A 20,206-nucleotide genomic window follows, 5' to 3' on the forward strand; every position below is an offset into this window, starting at 1 on the left:
GTGGAACCATCGTGCCATGGGCGAGCGCGCCAGCTGTTGAGGGCGCGCGCTCGCCCACCCCAACCATGGCCTCAGAGCCAGCCATGCACTAACATTGAACCCGGATCACCCAATCGGGTCAGGCCAGGGTGGAGGAGCGGGGCGTCGACAAGAGCCCCTATCGCGCCGGTTTCGCCCAGACCATCTGCGTGGCCGAGACCGACGAGGAGGCCGAGCGGCTCTATTCCGAGCACGTCAGCTACTTCTACAATCGCTGCCTGCACGTCTATCCGGGCTTCGCCGACGCGCCCGGCTATCGCACGATCAAGACCATCCAGACGGGGGCGTTGTCTCAATACGCTCCGCCCAAGGGCGGCTACACCCAGCTGACCTGGAAGGAGCTGACCGAGCAGGGCCACGTGATCGCCGGCAGCCCCGAGACGGTTCGCCAGCGGATGGAGGACCTGATCAAGGGCCTCAACGTCGGCAACATCTTCTGCCTGATGCACGTGGGGAACATGCCCGCCGACAAGTGCATGTATTCCACGCGGCTGTTCGCCGAGAAGGTGATGCCCAAGCTGCGGGGCATGTTTCCCGAGCATGCCGACGATCACCGGTTCTGGTGCAAGCCGCTGGACAGCCGGGTGACGTCCGGCGCGTTGCCGCGCGAGATCCCGACCAGCGCCTCGCTGGCCCGGACCTACGCGTGAGGGAGGGCGAGATGGACCTGAAGACCGTTCAGACCCGCCATGTCCCGGTGCGCTATCTCGAAGGCGGCTCGGGCCCCGACCTGGTCTATCTGCACGGCGCTGGTGGAATCACCGCCGACGATCCGTTCCTGGCCGAACTGGCCAGGGCGCATCACGTCTACGCCCCGCTCATCCCCGGCTACGGCGACAGCGAGGAGTGCGCCGAGATCCGCGACATGCTGGATTTCACCCTGCACGGCTGGGACGTCGTCGAGGCGCTGGGCTTGAAGGACCCGCTTCTCGTCGGCCATTCGATGGGCGGAATGATCGCCGCGGAAATGGCCGCCGTCGCGCCCAACGACGTCTCGCGCCTGGCGCTGATCTGTCCGGCGGGGCTTTGGGACGACGATCATCCGATCCCGGACCTGTTCGCCCTGATGCCTTACGAGATGCCGCAGGTGCTGTTCCACGACGCCGCGGCTGGCGCCGCCATGCTGACCGCCGGGCGCAACGTCGAGGACCCGAATTTCCTGCAGACCTATCTGGTCGCCAACGCCCGTCAGCTGGGCATGGCCGGGCGCATCCTGTTCCCGATCCCCGAGCGGGGCTTGGCCCAGCGGCTCTATCGCATCAAGGCGCGGACGGTGGTGATCTGGGGCGACAGCGACCGGCTGATCCCGCCGGTCTACGCCCACGGCTTCAAGAAGGCGATCGCGGGGGCCGAGCTGGTCTCGATCCCGGAGGCCGGCCACATGGTGGTGCTGGAAAAGCCCGGCGTCGTGGCGCAGGCGGTGGGTCGCCTGGGATAGGCGACCCACCTTCCTCAGTCAGTCGAGGACGAAGTCGTCGGCCGAAAGGCTGGCGAGCGTCACACCCGTCAGGGTGACGGTCCCGGATCCCAGGCTCAGAACGGCGTCGCCCTGGCCGTTGGCGCTCAGATGCGCCTGGACGTCGGCCCAGGTGTGGATGTCGACGACGCCGGTCAGGTCGATGGTGTCGCCACCGCTGACGCTGAAATCCTTGATCACATCCTTGCCGGCGTTGGCCAGGAACACGAAGCGGTCGGCGCCCGCGCCGCCGGTCAGGGCGTTGTCGACGGCGTTGGCGACGATGGTGTCGTTCCCCGAGCCGCCCACCGCGTTCTCGATCCACGCGCCGTAGGCGATGCTGATGTTGTCGTGCATCAGTGGGTCAGTGACGCCGGCGATCTCCTTCCATGACAGTCCGCCGTTCACCCCTTCCACGCCGGTATTGTAGATGTCGTAGAGCAGCTGAGTGCGCGCCGGCAGGCCGGCCGCGGCGTTGTTGGCGTTGATTTCTTCAAGGCTGAGGAAGGTGTTGGAGCCGCCCGCGCTGCTGAACGATCCCGGATTGAGGTCGATGTAGGACGGGGTGCTGTAGCCCGACAGGTCCAGGGTGTCCTTGCCGCCTGCGTCCCAGATGGTGAACACAGGCGCCAGGTCGTGCGGCTGGATCTGGAAGGCGGTGCGGTTGTCGAGATCGTGGCTCCAGTTGAAGCCGTAGGTCGTATCGCCGGTGCGGGTGGTGGTGTCGACGCCGTAGAGCTTCTGCATGGCGACGATGTCATGCACCAGCGGGGTCGGCGAATAGACGAACCGCATGGTCGCCCAGTCGATGTGCTTGGCCCCGGTCTCGTAGGAATCCCAGTACGACATCACCGTGTACTGACGGGAGTCCTGATAATAGTCGGCCAGCTCGTAGCTCAGCGGGGTATCGTCGCTGGCGTCGTAGTCCCCGGGGTGAGAGAGGCCGAGCGCGTGGCCGATCTCGTGGGTCAGGGTCTGCATCCCGTAGAAGCCGTCTTCCAGCTGGATGCCGCTGACCGGGCCTGGATTGATCCAGACGTCGCCCTCGATGTGCTGGTATTTCGCGCCATAGGCCGTGCCGTGCGGCAGGTAGGCCCAGGCCTGGCCCGGCCCGCTGGTCGTCGTCGCGAAGGCGATGTCCCAGTTGCCATGGCCGTTGGCCTGCTCCTGGAAACGGAGCGGGATCAGGTCGTCCCAGTAGGCCAGGGCCTCGCGCGTCGCCGCCTGCTGGGCCGCGCTCATCGGTGCGTAGCCGTACTTCTCGGCAGCTTCGTGAGGATTGTTGTAGATGCCGGTCGTCGTGGGCCCGTTGTAGAATCCGTAGGTGAGGACGCCGTCGGCGGTTTCCTTGGGGCTCCAGGTGAAGCCGGAGCGGGTCAGCTGGTCGGCGATCTGCTGGGGTGTCCAGATCGGCAGGTCCCGCGCCGTACCGCCGGCCAGCGGGTCGGCGGAGGCGTTGTAGTTGAGCTCGCTCTCGGGCGGCAGCCCGTGATCGAGCGTTACGGCGGTCCGAATATCTTCGGCTTTAGGCATGCTGCTTCCTGCTGCTTCAGGCGCGCGCGGGCATTCCCGCGCCGCACAGGTTCGGGGCGAGCCTCGACTTCGTCGTTCAGGTCGATCGACTTAGTTTCTTGGTCGAGGGGGTGGATGGGCGAAGTGGTGCGGCCCGATTAGGGGCAATATCGCCGTCGAAGATCTTGGCGTTACAGTCATTACCGCGCCGTTCGTCGCCTGATGACGCATCAACCCACGATAGATGCGGGCGCGCAAGTGCATTATACGTTTCTTTAATCTCAAGAAAAAGTTGTGTGCAGCATCTAGAAATTGCGCGCAGACCTGCCGCCGCGGCGGCTATGCGCCGATCAAGGCGTCCGGTCCGCTCAGCATCAAGGCGTGGAAGCGTTGGCCCATCAGCCGATAGCCCTCGGTGTTCGGGTGCAGGTCGTCGGGCAGCAGGTGCGCGTCCGCCTCGCCGAACAGGGACAAGCCGTCGAGGTAGCGGATCGCCGCGTCGCCGGCCGCCCGGCGCGAGGCCACGACCTGGACCAGGAGTTCGCGCATCCGCGCCAGGGGCAGGCCGCCGCCCGAGCTTTCGACCTCGCGCCCGGGCGAGAAGATCGGCGAGACCACCAGAATCGGCGTGCTGAGGTGCTTCTCGCGAATGATCGAGATCATCGCGTGCGCGGAGTCGAGGAAGGTCCGCTCCTTGAGCTGGCCGTCCGTGTGCACGTTGATCCCGAGCTTCAGGACGATGGCGTCGCACCGGGTGTCGCGGATGATCCGCGCAGCCTGCCCCGACAGCAGGCAGGAGCCCGCCCAACCGAGGTTCTGGTGCGCAAGCCCGGCCAGACCCGCGGCCACCGCCGGCCAACCGGCGCTGGCGCCCTGCGCCTCCAGGCAATGGCTGATCGAACTGCCGTGGAAGAGGATGCGAGGGCGCGCGTCCGGGGCGGCGGCGACCTCGGCGTCGTCATCGACGGCGAGGGCGGTGATGGAGACGGTGGCCGCCTGGGGCAGCCAGAGTTCGAGCGTCTTGGAACCTGCCGGAAGGCCCTCAAACGTGAGGTTAAACGCCTCGTCGCCCACAAACCTGCCGGCGGCGAGGTCGATGGTCGCGCCGCCTTCGGCCCAGGCGCGGCCGTGGAGCACGCCGTCGATGAACAGGTCGTAGGCGCCGCGGCGCTCGTCGGACACCGGCTCGGCCATCAGCCGCTGGGCGCCGGCCAGGGACACGGTGCGCGAGGTCGTGCGCAGGCGGATGCGACAGCCAGCGGCGCAGGAGGCGACCCAGCGATTGAACGGGTCGTAGAAGCCGAGCTCGGCGACCGGCAGGCGCAGCGGCTGCAGGGAGCCTTCCCGCCGCCGCATGTCGACATGGCCATCCAGCAACGGCGCGATCTCGTCCAGGCCCAGAGTCCGCATGGCTTCCCCCTCTTTGGCTTCATCCATAGGCGGGCGGCGCGGGGGAAAGCTAGTTCGGATGCAGGGCGATCGGCGCCTCGGGGTCGGTCGGGACGACGACGGCCGAGGGCGGCGGTGCGGCCGGCTGAACGGCGGCCGGCGCGGGGGCCGGTTCGGGCGACGGCGCAGCGATCGCGGCGGGCGGCGGCTCCAGGCGCGGCGGTTCGGCCGTGCGTGTCGAGGTCGCAGGCGCGCGCCGCGCCGGCGTGGCCGCGGCCAGCCGAGTCGGCCGGGATTCGGCCGCGGGCGTGGCGGCGAGGACCGGCGCAGGCGCGGGGGTCGGGGTCGGCGACGCTGCGGCGGGCGTGGTCGCAGCGGGCGTGGTCCGCAGGCTCGGCGTCGTGGGGGGCGCCTCGTCGCGGCCGGTGATCAGCACGACCGCCGCCAGGCCCGCGGCGGCCGAGATCGCCGCGCCGGCGGCCGCGATGGCGGGGAGCGGCGGCTTGCGGGCCCGGGCCGGTCGCGGCTGCGGCGCGACCGCAGTCGGCTGGGGCGCAGAAACGGGCGCGGCTGGACGTGGAACTGGCGCAGGCTCGCGTGCGGCCGGCTGCGGCGTGACGGTCGCGATCGGCGACGCCGCGGCGGGCGCAGGAGCGGGGGACGGCGCGGGGGCGGGCGCAGGGGCGCGGGGAATCAGCGAGCCGTTCAAAATGCCGGCGTCGGACCCTTGCGACCGGGGCGCGAAGCTCTGGGCCGGCCTGGGCGCGGGGCGAGGCGGCGCGTCGGGCGCCTTGGGCAGGGGGCCGACGCGGAAAGGCGCCGACGGGCCGGCCGCGCGGCCCCAGGGGCTGGAGCGGATGAACGGGTTGTCGTCCTGGTCGGGCGTTGTCATCGAGGTCTCCCGCGCGAGGCTCCTTGAATTGGCGCATTTTCTTCGCCGAACCGACATCCACTTCGGCGGGAAATGCTCAAGCGCGCGGGATCACTCTAGGATCGACTGAGACCGTTCTGGGGCGACGGCGTGGCTCAGCGCGCCGCCGTGCGCATCGGACGCACAGCGTCGGTTGCGCAACTGGCCGGCTCCAGCATGCCGTGCTGGGCCAGGCAGTAGATGTCCTCGTAATAGGGCCCGGCGCTGGCCAGGCACTGGTAGAGGTTGAGCTTGGCCAGGCGCACGCACATGCCGCTGCGCGGCTCGCGCAGCAGGCTGCCGGCCCTCGCCGGTTCGTTCAGTACGGTCAGGGCCGCGACCGCCAGGCCGCGGTCGATCACCGGGCCGCCGCGGCCGCCCCGCCGGCCGCCTTGGGCCATGGAGGCGTACAGCTGCGCGACGTCTTCGCGGGCGGGGCGATAGCCGCTGCCCGACACCTGCTTGACCCGGGTGAGCCGCGCGCGAGCGTCGGGGACGAACACCTTGGCCCAGGCTTGGCGCTGAATATCGTACGAGGCCTGCTTCACGCGCCGGCCGCTGGCGGCCAGGGCCTCGCCCTGGCGCTGCAGGGCGCCGTTGGCCCGCGCCGCCGCCGCGTCGGCGCCGGGCAGGCTGGCGGCCAGTTCCGGGTGGGCTGCGAGACGGGCGGCCAGGCCCCGGCCGTCGCGTCGATCGGCCGCCGCCTTGCGCACCCCGGCGACGAAGCGCGGCTCCTGCAGGGCGGCGAGGGCGGCGTAGGCGACCATCCCGGCCTCCATCTGCTTGGGCTCGTAGCCCGCGCCGACGATCAGCCCATCGCGCACCGCGGCCGGTCCCGAGAAGCCCGGCTCGATTCCGCGCGCGTTGCGCATGAAGCTCTCGAAGGCGCTGGCCTGGGCCGCCAGTCGGGCGTCAGCCACCACGGCGGCCCCGCGCGGCCCGGGCGCGCTCGTCGCGCAGCCGGCCAGGATGAGCAGCGCCGCCGTCAGCGACGCCTTGAAACGAATGTCCATGTCGGACCCCTCCCTTACCAAAGAGGCCCCCCTCGCCCGCGCGAGTTCAGGCGTTCATCATGAAGGAAGGATTGCCGAGCTTGAGCGTGGGGCGTCGCCGGAGACGCCTATTGCCGCCAGGGCCACATCGGGCAAAAGGCGAGGATCGCGGTGGTATAGGCCGCGTCGTTGATCTTGATCACGGTCGTCTGGCCCTGGCTTTCTTCGATTTGGGCCAGGAAGGCCTCGACGAACTGGCGGGCATGGCGCACGGCGGCGGCCTCGTCGGCGATGCAGCTGTCATAGGCGGCGGAACGGGCGGCGTCGGCGATTGTCCGCTCCAGCCGGTTGGCTGCGCGGGGCCCGAACTCCAGTCGTCCGGCCAGGCCAGGCACGATCTCGCGGGAGAAGATCTCCAGGAGCGCCTGCTCGTCCATCGCACACCCCCGTGGCTGGGGCGCCACTAGAGCGTATGGCGGGTATAGCCACAACTCATGGGGGTGCGACTCAATGTCCTAGGTGGACGTTGATCAGTTCGACCACGTGGCGGACGGCCGGATCCTTGTCATGGCGGGCATGCCAGCCGAGGTGCAGGGGGAAGCCGGCGATTGCGATCGGCGGCTCGAACACCGCCAGTCCCTCGCGCTCGAAGCTGCGGCTGGGCAGCATGGCGATCAGGTCCGAGGCCAGCAGCATCGGCCGGGCCATCAGGAAGCTCGGGACCGACATGCCGACCCGCCGGGCGCGGCCGAGCCGCTCCAGCGCCTCGTCGAGGTCGCCTCGCCGCCCGCCCTCGGAGGAGACCATTAGGTGCGGATGGGAGAGCCAGGCGTCGAGATCGAAGCGCTTGGCCGCCGGATGATCGCGGCGCATGGCCACGACATAGGTCTCCTGGAAGAGCTCGCGCCGCCGGAAGCTGGTTCCAGGCGGCGGCAGGACGGAGATGGCCAGGTCGACCTCGCCGCGGGCCATCGCCTCCAGTGCGGCCGCCGCCCCGCGCCAGGGATGGATGACGAGGTCGAGGCCGGGGGCGCTTTGGCGCAGGGCCGCATAGAGCGGCGGCGCCAGCAGGGCGCCCGGAGCGTCGGCCATGGCGATCCTGACCGTACGGCGCAGCTCGGCCAGCGGCGGCGGTTCGGCTTGCAGGGTGTCGGCGACCGCGGCGAGGGCCGCAGCCAGCGGCTCGCGCAGCGCCTCGGCTCGCGCGGTCAGGCGCATGCCGCCGGCCGAACGTTCCAGCAGGCGGTCGCCAAACAAGTGGCGGCAGCGTTCGAGGGCGGCGGAGGTCGCCGGCTGCGACAGGCCCAGCCGCTCGGCCGCGCGCGACACGTGCGCCTCAGCCAGCAGGGCGTCCAACACCACCAGGAGGTTGAGGTCGATCCCACGTAAATTCATCCAGCAAATAATATGATATATCAATGATCCATTGGAAGCATGATGTCTCCAGGCGGAGGCTGTCTTCATCGAAATGAGGAGCGGCCGATGTCCAAGACCCTGATCTTGATCTTCCACCCCGACCTTGCTGCCTCGCGCGCCAATCGCGCCCTGGCGCAGGCCGCCGCGCGCGTGCCCGGCGTCGAGATCGTCGACGTGGCGGCCCGCTGCCCCGCCGGGCGCATCGACACCGACGTCGAGGTCGCCGACCTGCTGTCGGCCGACCGCCTGGTGCTGCAGTTCCCGATCCGCTGGTACTCGACGCCGCCGCTGATGAAGGCTTGGCAGGATCTGGTGCTGACCCGGATGATGTACATTGCGCCACAGACCGAGGGCGTCCGGCTGGCTGGCGTGCCGGTGATGGTCGCGGCGACCGCCGGCAACTACCGGGAGGCCTACGGACCGGAGGGCGTGAACCTGTTCCCGCTGGCCGAGCTGCTGAAGCCGCTGGCGGCCACCGCCAACCGCTGCGGCCTGGCCTGGAGCGAGCCGCACCTGGTCTACGAAGCCGACAAGGTCGGGCCCGAGCAGTTGGCGCAGGAGGGCGAGCGCTACGCCGAGCGGCTGCGCGCCTGGACTCGACAAACGGCGGGGCGCAGGCTGACCGCAAACGCCTAGGGAGGCTCCGATGTCCGATACGCTTACGCCGGATCTGTCCAAGGCCTCGGCCGGCGAACTGGCGCGGGCGGTCGCCGCCGGCCAGGCCAGCGCCGCCGAACTCTGCGAGGCCGCCATCGGCCGGATCGAGGCGCTGGACGGGCCGATCAACGCGGTGGTGGTGCGCGACTTCGACCGGGCGCGCGAGGCGGCGCGGGCGGCGGACGCGGCCCTGGCGCGCGGCAAGCGCGGGCCGCTGCTGGGCGTGCCGATGACGGTCAAGGAATCCAATAACGTCGCCGGCCTGCCGACCACCTGGGGCTTCGAGGCCGCCAGGGGCTGGATCGCGCCGGCCGATGCGGTCGGCGTCGCGCGGCTGAAGGCGGCAGGCGCCATTATCCTCGGCAAGACCAACGTCCCGGTCAGCCTGGCCGACTGGCAGAGCGTCAATCCGGTCTATGGGCGCACGCATAATCCCTGGGATCTGGCGCGGACCCCCGGCGGCTCGTCGGGCGGCGCGGCGGCGGCGGTGGCGGCTGGGATGGTCCCGCTCGAGTACGGCTCGGACATCGGCGGCTCGATCCGCGTGCCGGCGGCGTTCTGCGGGATCTATGGCCATAAGCCGAGCTACGGAATCATTCCCCAGCGCGGCCACGCCCCGCCCGGACTGGACGGCGGCGACGTCGCGCTAGCGGTGGTCGGGCCCCTGGCGCGCACCGCCGCCGACCTGGAGCTGGCCCTGGACGTCCTGGCCGGCCCGCTGGACGAAGAAGCGATCGGCTACAGCCTGACACTGCCGCCGGCCCGCGCGGCCCGCCTGGCCGACTTTAGGGTGCTGGTGCTGGACGCCCATCCGCTGGCGGCGACCGACGCGGAGATCGTCGATGCGCTGGACGGCCTGGCCCGGCGGTTGGAGCAGGCGGGGGGCAAGGTGGCGCGGCGCAGCGGTGCGCTGCCCGACCTCGCCCAACATCACGAGATTTATGGCGCGCTGCTGGGCGCGGCGATGAGCCGGGGCTCGCCGGGCGTGACTGAGGTGATTTCCGCGCACAAATGGATGGATCTGCAGGACGCCCAGCTCGGGGTGCGCCGCGAGTGGTCGCGCCTGTTCGGCGAATTCGACGTGGTGCTGGCGCCGGCGATCGGAACCCTGGCCTATCCGCATGTCGACGGGCCGGGGCCGGAGCGCACCCTGACCCTGAACGGCGAGACGACGCCCTACTTCGCCCAACTGGCCTGGCCGGGGATCGCCACCCTGGCCCACCTGCCCGCCACCGCCGCGCCGGTCGGGTTGAGCCGGCAGGGCCTGCCGATCGGCGTGCAGATCATCGGGCCCTATCTCGAGGACCGCACGCCGCTGGCCTTCGCCCGGCTGCTGGAGCGTGAGATCGGCGGGTTCATCCCGCCGCCGTCACGAGCCTAGCAGGTCGCCCAGACCCGGCGGCTCCGGCGGATCAAGGCGGGTGAACAGCAGCTTGTCGATGCGGCGGTCGTCCATGTCGATGACCTCGACCCGCCAGCCAGCGATCTCGAACACGTCGCCCTCCTTCGGCAGTTGCCCCACCTCGTGCAGCACCAGGCCCGCAGCGGTGTGGAAGTCGCTGCTCTCGATGAAGTCGGCGTCGAGCGCCTTGGCCACTTCCTCCACGTCGGCGCGGCCGTCGACGAGATAGCTGCCGTCATCGCGCTTGAGGATGGCGCTGGGGGTGTCGGCGTCGTGCGCCTCGTCGAAGTCGCCGGCGATCATTTCCAGGAGGTCGGTCGGGGTGACGACGCCTTCCAACGCGCCGAACTCGTCGACGACCAGGGCCATGTGCAGCGGGGTCTGCTTCAGGAGGCCGAAGGCGCGCAGCAGCGATGTGGTCTCGACGATGAACAGCGGCGTGGCCATCAGTTCCTCGACGTTCAGCCGCCCGCCGCCGAGGAAGGCGTCCAGCACGTCCTTCTTGTGCACCACGCCAACCGGCTCTTCGGCGTCGCCGCCGCGCATCACGACGATGCGCGAATAGGGGCAGGCGCGGATATCGGCCATCTGCTGGTCGATCGGGTCGGCCAGAGAAATCCAGTAGATGTCGGTGCGCGGGGTCATGGCGACGCGAACCTGGCGGTCGCCAAGGCGCAGCACCTCGCCGATCATCGCCTGTTCTTCCGGTTCGATCAGGCCCGCGCTGGTCCCTTCGGCCAAGACGGTCTCGACCTCCTCGTGGGTGATCTGCTCGCCCTTCTCGTCGCGAATGCCGAGCAGGCGCAGGACGCCGACCGTCGAAGCGGTCAGCAGGGTGACGAAGGGCCCCATGACGCGGGCCATCACCGACAGCGGCCGGGCGACGACCGCGGCGATGGTCTCGGGGAACACCAGGGCGAAGCGCTTGGGCACCAGCTCGCCGACGATCAGCGAGAGGTAGGTGATGATCACGACGACGATCGCCGTGGAGATCAGCTCGGAATAGTCGTGCAGGGCCGGAACCCGCTCAAGCATATGGTCGAGCTCGGCGGCGATGGTCGCCTGGCCATAGGCGCCCGAGAGGATGCCGATCAGGGTGATGCCGACCTGGACCGCAGCCAGGAAGCGGGTGGGGTTTTCGGAGAGGCGGAGCGCGGCGGCCGCGCCCTTGTCCCCGCGATCGGCCCTGGCCTGCAGCTTGGCGCGGCGCGAGGAGACCACGGCCAGCTCGGACATGGCGAAAAGGCCGTTGAGCACCAGCAGCAGGAGCACGACGGCCGAGGCGAAGAGGATCATCTAGGGTTTGAGTCCAGGCGAGACCCTCTCGGGGCCCCGCACTCACCCTAACTGCAATATGTCCCTCGCGCGATGTCCTGCGCGAAACGAGGAGGCGCAAGGCCTCCTCTGCCTACGCCAAGGTCAGGCGCGGACGGTCGCGAACGCCAGGCTGCGACGGCGCACCGTGGCGCCGACCAGGCCGAAGCCGACGATCATCATCGCCCAGGTGGCCGGCTCCGGCACGGCCGAGACGTTGGCGGTCAGGCTCATGTCGTCGGTGCGGAAGGCCATCGGCGAGCCGGTGTCGTGCACGACGAACTGCAGGGTGTTCAGGCCCTGGAGGAAGCCCGAATTGGCGCCGAACTGATGCAGTTGGTTGAAGTTCTCGTAGAGGGTGCCGCTAAGGCTGGCGATCTGCACGCCGTTCAGCAGGACGACCCCTTCGTTGTCCACGCCCCAGCGGCCGGACAGCACGGCGCTGGCGATGTCGTAGCCGGTCAGGTCGAAGGTGGTCTGGAAGGTGGTGAAGCCCACGCCGCTGAACGGCGAGCCGCTATAGGAGACCCAGCGCGAGTCGCCGTCCTCGGCCGCGTAGGCGGGGTTGTAGTAGGTCTTGGCCTGGCCGCTGGCGCCGAAGTCCGAGCCGGAGATCGTATAATGGGCGTCGGCCTGGCCATTGCCGGCCGCGGCGCCCTGTCCGGTGTTGTAGACGGTGACCGCAGCGGCCGAAGCGCCGCCGGCGCAGGCGAGAGCGATGGAAGCGACGGCCGCAGCCGCAAAAGCCTTGAACATGTAACTCTCCAGATCCCGCGGTCCCGAGCCGGTGACGCGCCACAATGGGACAGCGTCCCGCCGATAGATCGATGTTCTGCAGGATCGGCGCCGCGGCCGGGTACGAAAAAGGGCCGCCCCGAGGGACGGCCCTTTCCGATCTGGGTCGATCTGTCTCTTAGAAGATCTCGCAGAGGCCGGCCGCGCCCCACCGAAATCGCCGAGCGATTTCGGCGATTTCCTGATGATGGGCGCGGTCTTCCGCCCTCTTAAAAGATCTCGAAGAGGCCGGCCGCGCCCATGCCGCCGCCGACGCACATGGTGACGACGCCGTACTTGTAACCGCGGCGCTTGCCCTCGTGCAGGATGTGGCCGGTCGCGCGGGCGCCGGTCATGCCGTAGGGGTGGCCGATCGAGATGGCTCCGCCCGAGATGTTGTACTTGGCCGGGTCGATGCCGAGCTTGTCACGGCAGTAGAGGCACTGCGAGGCGAAGGCCTCGTTCAGCTCCCACATGTCGATATCGTCGATGGTCAGGCCGTTGCGCTCCAGCAGCTTCGGGATCGCGAAGACCGGGCCGATGCCCATTTCTTCCGGGCCGCAGCCGGCCACGGCCATGCCGCGATAGGCTCCCAGCGGCTCCAGGCCCAGGCGCGCGGCTTCCTTGGCTTCCATCAGCACCACGGCGGCGGCGCCGTCCGAGAGCTGGCTGGCGTTGCCGGCGGTGACGTATTTGCCCTCGGCGACGTACTGGCCGCCCTTGAACACCGGGGCCAGCTTCTGCAGGTCGGCCAGGGTGGTCGACGGGCGGTTGCCTTCGTCCAGGGTCAGGGTGACTTCCTTTTCGGAGAACTCGCCGGTCTCCTTGTTCTGCACCATCATGATCGAGGTCAGCGGCGCGATCTCGGCGGTGAACACGCCGGCGGCCTGGGCCGCGGCGGTGCGCTGCTGGGATTGCAGGGCGTACTCGTCCTGGGCCTCGCGCGAGACGCCGTAGCGCTCGGCCACGATCTCGGCGGTCTCGATCATCGAGGTGTGGATTTCCGGCACATGCTGGTCGAGCCACTTATCCGAGGTGCGGAAGCGGTTCATCTTGTCGTTCTGGACGAGGCTGATGCTCTCCAGGCCGCCGCCGATCGCCACCTGGGCGCCGTCGTTGATGATGTACTTGGCGGCCGTGGCGATGCCCATCAGGCCCGACGAGCACTGGCGGTCCAGGCTCATGCCCGAGACGGTGTTCGGCAGGCCGGCGCGCAGGGCCGCGCGGCGGGCGATGTTGTTGCCGCTGGAGCCCTGTTGCAGGGCCGCGCCCAGCACCACGTCGTCGACGGTGGCCGGGTCGATGCCGGCGCGCTCGACGGCCGCCTTGATCACGTGGCCGCCCAGCTCGGCGGCCGAGGTGTTGTTGAAGGCGCCGCGATAGGCCTTGCCGATCGGCGTGCGGGCGGTGGAGACGATGACGGCTTCACGCATGGGAAAGCTTCCTAGGAGTTGGGAGGGGGTGGTCCTGCTCGCGGCCCCGCCGCGCGAGCGACGGGGCCTGTCTCGGTGAGCGGTCGCCTTACTTGAAGTCGGCGAACTTCTTGTTTTCAGCCACAAGCTTTTCCAGGAGCGCGGCCGGCTTGAACTGGTCGCCCATGGTGGCTTGGAATTCCTTCATCTTGGCCAGCACCTTGGCCGGTCCGACCTGATCGCCGTACCACATCGGGCCGCCGCGATAGACCGGCCAGCCGTAGCCGTTCTGCCAGACCACATCGATGTCGGAGGCGCGGATGGCCTTGCCTTCCTCGAGGATCTTCGCGCCTTCGTTGATCATCGGATAGATGCAGCGTTCGAGAATCTCCTCGTCGCTGATCTTGCGCGGGTTGGCGCCCGACTTGACGATGAAGTCGTTGATGATCTTCTCGGTGACGGGGCTGGGCTTGGCGTTGCGGTTCTCGTCGTAGTCGTAATAGCCGGCGCCGGTCTTCTGGCCGCGGCGATCCATTTCGCACAGCACGTCACGGATGGTCGCGCCGTTCGACTTCTCCTTCACCCAGCCGATGTCGAGGCCGGCCAGGTCGCTCATGGCGAACGGGCCCATCGGGAAGCCGAAGTCGTAGAGCACGCGGTCGACATCCCAGGGCATGGCGCCTTCCAGCACCAGCTTCTGGGCCTCGCGCTGGCGGGCGCCGAGGATGCGGTTGCCGACGAAGCCGGGGCAGACCCCGACCAGCACGGCGACCTTGCCGATCTGCTTGGCCAGCTTCATCGAGGTGGCGATCACCTCCTTGCTGGTGTGGTCGGCGCGGACGATTTCCAGCAGCTTCATCACGTTGGCCGGCGAGAAGAAGTGCAGGCCGATGACGCTTTCGGGACGCTTGGTGACCGAGGCGATCTCGTCGATGTCCAGGCCCGAGGTGTTGGTGGCCAGGATCGCGCCAGGCTTGCAGATGGCGTCGAGCTTGGCGAAGATGTCCTTCTTGATGTCCATGCGCTCGAACACGGCCTCGATGACGAGATCGACGTCGCCGAACGAGTCTTCCATCGACAGCGAGCCGGTGATCAGGGCGCAGCGCTCCTCGACCTGGGCCGCAGTGAGGCCGCCGCGCGAGGCGGTGCGCTCGTAGTTCTTGCGGATGGTGGCCAGGCCCCGATCCAGCGGCTCCTGCTTCTGCTCGACGATCACCACGGGGATGCCGGCGTTCGCGAAGTTCATGGCGATGCCGCCGCCCATGGTGCCGGCGCCGATGATGCCGACCTTCTTGATCGGGATGAGGGCGGTGTCGTCCGGCACGTCCGGGATCTTCTGGGCGGTGCGCTCGGCGAAGAAGGAGTACCGCTGGGCGGCCGACTGCGAGCCGGTCATCAGCTCGGCGAACAGCTTGCGCTCGACGCCGATGGCCTCGTCCCAGGGCAGGTTCACCGCCGCCTCGATGCAGCGGATGTTGTATTCCGGGGCCAGGAAGCCGCGGAACTTGCGGGCGTTCGCCTTGCGGAAGGTCTCGAAGATCTCGGGCTTGCCCTTGGCCGCTTCCAGCTTGGCGTTGTTCTCGCGGACCTTCACCAGCGGCTTGCCTTCGGCCACGGCCTTGCGGGCGAAGGCGATGGCGCCTTCCTTCAGCTTGCCCTCGTCCTCCAGCTCGTCGACCAGGCCCATTTCCAGGGCTTCCTTGGCTGGGGCGTGGCGGCCGCTGGTCATCATCTCCAGGGCCTTCTCGACACCCGCCACGCGCGGCAGGCGCTGGGTGCCGCCGGCGCCCGGAAGCAGGCCGAGGTTCACCTCCGGCAGACCGAAGCGGGCCGAGGGGACGGCCACGCGATAGTGGGCGCAGAGCGCCACTTCCAGGCCGCCGCCCAAGGCCGTGCCGTGGATCGCGGCGATCACCGGCTTGGGCGAGCTTTCCATCATCTCCTGGACGTCGAACAGCGACGGGCCCTTCATGGCGCCGCCGAACTCGGTGATGTCGGCCCCGGCGATGAAGGTGCGGCCTTCGCAGATCAGCACGATGGCCTTGGCGGCGTCGTTGGCGATGGCCGCCTTGAAGCCCTCGTAGAGGCCTTCGCGGACATTGGCCGACAGCGCGTTGACCGGCGGAGAGTTGAGCGTGATCACCGCGACGTCGCCGTCGAGCGAAAGGTCGGTCACCGAATTGATCTCGGCCATGTGGCGCATCCTCGACTGTTGGGAGAGGCGGCTCTTGAGCTTGGCCGCCTTTGGATTCAAACGGTTGTTTACATGTCCCGCCGAACGTGCGCGAGTCAAAAATCCATTGGGGTTTTCGAGCACGAGATACGGGCTGGACGACCCTACCGAACATCACCTTAGGGGAAGCAAGGCATGGCTCAGGGACTGTTTTCGCTGGAGGGCCGGGTGGCTCTCGTCACCGGCGGCTCGCGCGGCATCGGCAAGATGATCGCCAAGGGCTTTCTCGATGCGGGGGCGGCGCGGGTCTACATCTCCTCGCGCAAGCCGGCGGCCTGCGACGAGACGGCGGCGGAACTGGGCGAGCGCTGCATCTCGATGCCCCAGGACGTTTCGACGGTGGAGGGCTGCCAGGCGCTCGCCAAGCGCCTGACCGACGCCGAGCCGAAGCTGGACATCCTGGTCAACAACGCCGGCGCCGCCTGGGGCGCGCCCTTCGACGAATTCCCCGAAAGCGGCTGGGACAAGGTCCTGAACCTGAACCTCAAGTCGCCGTTCTTCCTGACCCAGGCCCTGCACGGCGCGCTGAAGGCCGCCGCCAGCCCCGACCAGCCGGCCAAGGTGATCAATATCTGCTCGATCGATGGGATCCGCCTCAATCCGCAGGAGACCTACTCCTATCACGCCAGCAAGTCGGGGCTGATCTACCTGACCCGCCGGATCGCCGCCGAGCTGATCAAGGACCAGATCAACGTCACCGGCATCGCGCCCGGCGCCTTCGCCTCGGAAATGAACCGTGTCGCCCGCGACCAGAGCGTGGAAGTCGCCAAGCGCATCCCCTCGCGCCGCATCGGCCGCGACGAGGACATGGCCGCCGCGGCGATCTACCTGGCCAGCCGAGCCGGCGACTATGTCGTGGGCGAAACCATCGCGGTCGACGGAGGCGTGGCGCTGGCCAGTACCGGGGTGCTGTAAAACTCGCATCGAACGGCCACGCTTTCGGCGGTTTTGCGTTATGACCTGCTGGAGAGCAGCAGGCGCCGCGTTTGACCGAGTCCGAACCTAAACCGCCGAACCGCGCGACCCGCCGCCGCTGGCGACGCGCCTATACCGCCGTGGCGGTGGTGATCGTCGTCTCGATGGCGGCCGGCGCGACCGTGTACGTCACACGGCGCGCCATCGCGCGCGAGCTGCTGGTCGGATGGCTGGACGCTCGCGGCGTGCCGGCCGACGTCGAGTTCCGCGACTTCGAGTACGGCGGCTTCACCGCCCGCGTGCGCGCCGGCCCGGCGAACGATCCCGACGTCAGCGTCGAGCGGGTGGAGGTGCGCTACGGCTTCACCGGCCCCTGGGCCGGAAAGCCGCTGGGCGTCGAGGTCGCGTCGATCAAGTTATATCGCCCGGTCCTGAAGGGCGCCCTCAGGTGCGGGAAGTTCAGCCTGGGAACGCTGGACCGGGTGATCGAGGAGTTCACCCGCAAGCCGCCGCAGCCCGACGCGCGCCAGCCGCGCATCGAGGCGCATCGGGGGGTGTTGGCGCTGGCCACCGACTACGGCGCGCTGAAGGTCTATGCGGATGGGCGCATGGAGGACGGCAAGCTGATGGCGCTCGACGCCCGGCTCGATCCGGCGCGGCTGAAGGGCGAGGGGATCGACGCCGACCTGGGCGCGGCGACCCTGCGCCTGGCGACCACCGGGCCGCGGGTCGACCTGGTGCTGGTCGCGCCGGTCAACGAGATCAAGCTCGAACAAGGTTCGGCCAAGGCCGCGCGGCTGACCCTGTCGCTGCAAGGGCCCTATCCAGACCTGCGCCGGCAGCGCGGCGACGGCAAGGTGCTGGTCCGCGCCGAACTGTCGGGCCAGGAGGTCCGCCTGGGCGAGAACCGCCTGCAGGGCGCGCGCCTGACCGGCGATTTCACCGGCGCGGTCAGCGGATGGGCGCGCACCCTGGCGCTGCAGGGCGACGGGTCGATCAAAGCGGCGGTCGCGGGCGGGCAGGCGGCTGGGGTGAAGATCGAGCGGCTGAAGGCGGACGCGTCGGTGGGCGACGTGCGCTGGACCCGGGCGGCGGGCGACGTGGTCTCGGCCGAGGTGAGCTCGCGGTTTTCGGTCGATCACGCTGCGGCGGCCGACCTGGTGCTGACCGACGCGCAGGGCGATCTCGGCGGGCTGGTGGCCTTCGATCCGAAGCGCGTGGACGTGGCCCTGCGCGGCTCGATCGCCTCGCGCGGAGCCTGGTCCGGCCTCGGGCCTGTCCTGGCCGAGGATCCGGCCGAGACCGCGGCCCTGAAGCAAGCCGTGGCGGGCTTTCGGCTGACCGCCAACTCAGTGGCGGTGAACGCTTCGCGCGACGGCCTTTCGGTCAGTCTGGGAACGCCGGTCCGACTGCGCACCGACAGCGGCGGCGAGGCGCTGCTCTATCGCGCCGGCGCGCCAGTCTATGTGAACGGGCGCGGCGGATTTGGCCTGAACGTAAAGGGCGGCGGCCTGCCGGAGGTGGACCTCGACGTAGCGCAGTACCGGCTGACCGGCGACGGGTTGGTCGCAGGCCTCGCCCTCAAGGCCAGGGGCGGCTTCGCGCCGGTCTCCGGCGGGGCGATCGACGCGGCGGGCGAGCTGAAGATCGCCGGCGGGCGTACGACCTTCACCGCCAGCCGCTGCGTCACCCTGGCCGCCAGCCATGTCGAGCTGGGCGAGAATGACCTCGAGCGAGTGGACGGGACGTTGTGCCCGGCAGTCGGGCCGCTGCTGACCGTGGATGGCCGCGGCTGGCGCGTGCATGGCCAGGCCCAGGGCCTGTCGGGCGATCTTCCGGCCACCGAGCTGCACGTCGCGGAGGGCGCGGGCGTGATCGATCTCTCCGGCGTGGGCCAGGATTTGCGCGGACGGGTCGTGGTCAGCGGCGCGCGGGTTTCCGACACCGCCGCCGAGATGCGGTTTCGGCCGGTGAAGGCGGCGGGCGAGCTGAAGGCCGCGGGGGGCGTTTGGACCGGAATATTCTCGTTGAATGATCTGGCCGGCCGGCGACTGGCCGACGGTAACCTGAGCCAGGGCCGCGACGGGCGCGGCGGGGTGCGGTTCGACACCGGGATGCTGGCCTTCGCGCCGGGCGGCCTGCAGCCGATCGGCCTGTCGCCCTTCGCCGCCGTCCTCGGCTCGCCGGCCGAGGGGCGCGCACGCTTCGTCGGCCAGATGGACTGGGGAGAGGGAGAGCCGACCAGCCACGGAACCCTGCTGGTCGAACGGCTGGACTTCGTGAGTCCGATGGGGCCGGTGGTCGGACTCTCGGGCCAGGCGCAGTTCGACAGCCTGCTGCCGCTGAAAGCCTCGCCCGGGCAATTCCTGAAAGCGCAGAGCGTCAACACCCTGGTGCCGCTGACCGACGTCGACATCCGATTCGGCCTGGAAAGCGAGGCGGTGGTGGTCGAGGGCGCTCAGTTCGCCATGGGCGGCGGCAAGATGGTCTTCGAGCCCTTCACCGTGCCGTTCAAGCCGGGCGCGCCGTGGAAGGGCGTCATCAACATCGAGGCCGTGCAGGTGAAGGACCTCGTCGAGGCCTCGCCCTTCGGCGACCGGGTCGACCTCGACGCCCGCCTGACCGGCCGGGCGCCGTTCGAGGTGACGCCGGAAGGAGTACGGGTTTCGGGAGGGGTGCTGCGCGCCATCGAGCCGGGCCGCCTGTCGATCCTGCGTGAGGCCTTCACCACAGTCGGCGCCGAGGGGGGCGGTGTCAGCGCCCCGGTCCCGGTTCCGGAGGAGGCTGCGCCCGAGGCCACCAACGCCATCACCGAGTTCGCCTATCAGGCCATGGAGCACCTGGCCTTCGATACCCTGGACGCCCAGGTCGACAGTCAGGCCAACGGGCGGCTGGGCGTTCTGATGCACATCAAGGGCGAGCACACACCGCCCAAGAAACAGGAAATCCGCCTGACCATCATGGAGCTGATCCGCCAGAGCTTCATGAACAAGACCCTGCCGCTGCCCTCGGGCACCAAGGTCGACCTGACCCTCGACACCTCGATCAACCTCGATCAAATCCTCAAGGACTTCGCCGAGTACCAGGCGCTTCGCGGTTCACAAGCCGTTCAGCCGTGAAGCCCTAACTTGGCCATGAGATTGGAGACGACGTCATGAAGAGAACCCTGCCGCTCGCGGCGATCCTGGCCGGGGCGGCCGTGACCGGCGCCTGCACCCCGACCGTTCGCGTCGAGGTCGCCCCGATCACCATCTACGCCAAGCTGGACGCCGACGTCCGGCTGCGCCTCGACGATGACGTCAAGGCGCTGATCAAGCAGAACCCGAACCTGTTCTAAGGGGATGAGCATGACCTTCCACAAACTGATGGCGCCTGTCGCCGCCGTGGTCGCCAGCATCACCTTCGCCGGCGCCGCCTATGCCGATCCGGCCGCCGCCAAGGCCGCCGTCGACGCCGCCAAGGCGCAAGGCGTCGTGGGTGAGCAGGCCGACGGCTTCCTGGGCTTCGTGAACGCCGGCGCCGCCAGCGCCGAAGTCCGCGCGGCCGTGGCCGAGATCAACGCCGGCCGTCGCCAGCTCTATTCGCAGGCCGCCGCCCAGAATGGGGTCAGCCCGGCCGCGGCCGGAGCCTCGGCCTTCCGCAGCGTGGTGCAGGGCAAGCTGCGGCCCGGCGACTTCTATCAGGACGCCGGCGGCGCCTGGGTGAAGAAGTAGGCAAAGCAAAAGGGCGTCCCGCGGGACGCCCTTTTCGTTTCGGGTGATCGGGGCGGGGAAAGCGACCGAATT

At 69.3% G+C, this 20,206-nt stretch carries 18 protein-coding genes; 8 read left to right on the forward strand and 10 right to left on the reverse strand.

The window, feature by feature from the left end; translation table 11 throughout:
- Positions 1–128: 128 nt before the first annotated feature.
- Positions 129–689, forward strand: a complete 561-nt coding sequence (locus tag ACE3T2_RS06905; RefSeq protein ID WP_374656075.1) for a hypothetical protein — start codon at positions 129–131, stop codon at positions 687–689.
- A gap of 11 nt (positions 690–700) precedes the next feature.
- Positions 701–1,477 carry an alpha/beta fold hydrolase gene (locus ACE3T2_RS06910; RefSeq protein WP_374656077.1) on the forward strand — a complete coding sequence of 259 codons (777 nt, stop codon included), beginning with the start codon at positions 701–703 and terminating at the stop codon, positions 1,475–1,477.
- Between the two features lie 18 nt (positions 1,478–1,495).
- Here the strand turns inward: ACE3T2_RS06910 and ACE3T2_RS06915 are convergent, their stop codons facing one another.
- The 6 genes from ACE3T2_RS06915 to ACE3T2_RS06940 form a co-directional block, all read right to left on the reverse strand.
- Complete coding sequence (locus ACE3T2_RS06915; RefSeq protein ID WP_374656079.1) at positions 1,496–3,028, reverse strand: M10 family metallopeptidase C-terminal domain-containing protein; 1,533 nt, start codon at positions 3,026–3,028, stop codon at positions 1,496–1,498.
- 318 nt (positions 3,029–3,346) lie between these two features.
- A complete protein-coding gene (locus ACE3T2_RS06920; protein ID WP_374656081.1) occupies positions 3,347–4,417 on the reverse strand; it encodes a GDSL-type esterase/lipase family protein in 1,071 nt (356 codons plus the stop codon).
- A gap of 49 nt (positions 4,418–4,466) precedes the next feature.
- Positions 4,467–5,288 carry a hypothetical protein gene (locus tag ACE3T2_RS06925; protein WP_374656083.1) on the reverse strand — a complete coding sequence of 274 codons (822 nt, stop codon included), beginning with the start codon at positions 5,286–5,288 and terminating at the stop codon, positions 4,467–4,469.
- Positions 5,289–5,422: 134 nt separating this feature from the next.
- A complete protein-coding gene (locus ACE3T2_RS06930; RefSeq protein ID WP_374656085.1) occupies positions 5,423–6,319 on the reverse strand; it encodes a hypothetical protein in 897 nt (298 codons plus the stop codon).
- A 107-nt stretch (positions 6,320–6,426) separates the two neighbouring features.
- Positions 6,427–6,735, reverse strand: a complete 309-nt coding sequence (locus ACE3T2_RS06935) for a hypothetical protein (protein WP_374656087.1) — start codon at positions 6,733–6,735, stop codon at positions 6,427–6,429.
- Positions 6,736–6,805: 70 nt separating this feature from the next.
- Positions 6,806–7,693, reverse strand: a complete 888-nt coding sequence (locus ACE3T2_RS06940; RefSeq protein ID WP_374656089.1) for a LysR family transcriptional regulator — start codon at positions 7,691–7,693, stop codon at positions 6,806–6,808.
- Between the two features lie 87 nt (positions 7,694–7,780).
- Here ACE3T2_RS06940 and ACE3T2_RS06945 point away from each other — a divergent pair, with 87 nt between their 5' ends.
- Positions 7,781–8,350, forward strand: a complete 570-nt coding sequence (locus ACE3T2_RS06945; protein WP_374656091.1) for an NAD(P)H-dependent oxidoreductase — start codon at positions 7,781–7,783, stop codon at positions 8,348–8,350.
- Positions 8,351–8,360: 10 nt separating this feature from the next.
- Positions 8,361–9,752, forward strand: a complete 1,392-nt coding sequence (locus tag ACE3T2_RS06950; protein ID WP_374656093.1) for an amidase family protein — start codon at positions 8,361–8,363, stop codon at positions 9,750–9,752.
- Here ACE3T2_RS06950 and ACE3T2_RS06955 read toward each other — a convergent pair.
- The 4 genes from ACE3T2_RS06955 to ACE3T2_RS06970 form a co-directional block, all read right to left on the reverse strand.
- Positions 9,741–11,069: a hemolysin family protein gene (locus tag ACE3T2_RS06955; RefSeq protein WP_374656095.1), complete on the reverse strand. Its 1,329-nt coding sequence runs from the start codon at positions 11,067–11,069 to the stop codon at positions 9,741–9,743. The genes ACE3T2_RS06950 and ACE3T2_RS06955 overlap by 12 nt on opposite strands.
- A gap of 123 nt (positions 11,070–11,192) precedes the next feature.
- Positions 11,193–11,843, reverse strand: a complete 651-nt coding sequence (locus ACE3T2_RS06960) for a PEPxxWA-CTERM sorting domain-containing protein (protein ID WP_374656097.1) — start codon at positions 11,841–11,843, stop codon at positions 11,193–11,195.
- 248 nt (positions 11,844–12,091) lie between these two features.
- A complete protein-coding gene (locus tag ACE3T2_RS06965) occupies positions 12,092–13,294 on the reverse strand; it encodes an acetyl-CoA C-acyltransferase (protein WP_374656099.1) in 1,203 nt (400 codons plus the stop codon).
- An 88-nt stretch (positions 13,295–13,382) separates the two neighbouring features.
- The gene (locus ACE3T2_RS06970; protein WP_374656101.1) at positions 13,383–15,467 is read right to left on the reverse strand and encodes a 3-hydroxyacyl-CoA dehydrogenase NAD-binding domain-containing protein; all 2,085 of its coding nucleotides are present in this window, start codon (positions 15,465–15,467) and stop codon (positions 13,383–13,385) included.
- Between the two features lie 174 nt (positions 15,468–15,641).
- Here ACE3T2_RS06970 and ACE3T2_RS06975 point away from each other — a divergent pair, with 174 nt between their 5' ends.
- The 4 genes from ACE3T2_RS06975 to ACE3T2_RS06990 all read left to right on the forward strand — a co-directional run bounded on the left by ACE3T2_RS06975 (position 15,642) and on the right by ACE3T2_RS06990 (position 20,134).
- Positions 15,642–16,421 carry an SDR family oxidoreductase gene (locus ACE3T2_RS06975; protein WP_374656103.1) on the forward strand — a complete coding sequence of 260 codons (780 nt, stop codon included), beginning with the start codon at positions 15,642–15,644 and terminating at the stop codon, positions 16,419–16,421.
- A gap of 71 nt (positions 16,422–16,492) precedes the next feature.
- Complete coding sequence (locus ACE3T2_RS06980; RefSeq protein WP_374656105.1) at positions 16,493–19,540, forward strand: YdbH domain-containing protein; 3,048 nt, start codon at positions 16,493–16,495, stop codon at positions 19,538–19,540.
- Positions 19,541–19,575: 35 nt separating this feature from the next.
- Positions 19,576–19,758 carry a YnbE family lipoprotein gene (locus ACE3T2_RS06985; RefSeq protein WP_374656107.1) on the forward strand — a complete coding sequence of 61 codons (183 nt, stop codon included), beginning with the start codon at positions 19,576–19,578 and terminating at the stop codon, positions 19,756–19,758.
- A 10-nt stretch (positions 19,759–19,768) separates the two neighbouring features.
- Positions 19,769–20,134 carry a YdbL family protein gene (locus ACE3T2_RS06990; RefSeq protein WP_374656109.1) on the forward strand — a complete coding sequence of 122 codons (366 nt, stop codon included), beginning with the start codon at positions 19,769–19,771 and terminating at the stop codon, positions 20,132–20,134.
- Positions 20,135–20,206 lie beyond the last annotated feature (72 nt).

The sequence above is a fragment of the Phenylobacterium sp. genome (assembly GCF_041919955.1).
Classification (GTDB): Bacteria; Pseudomonadota; Alphaproteobacteria; order Caulobacterales; family Caulobacteraceae; genus Phenylobacterium.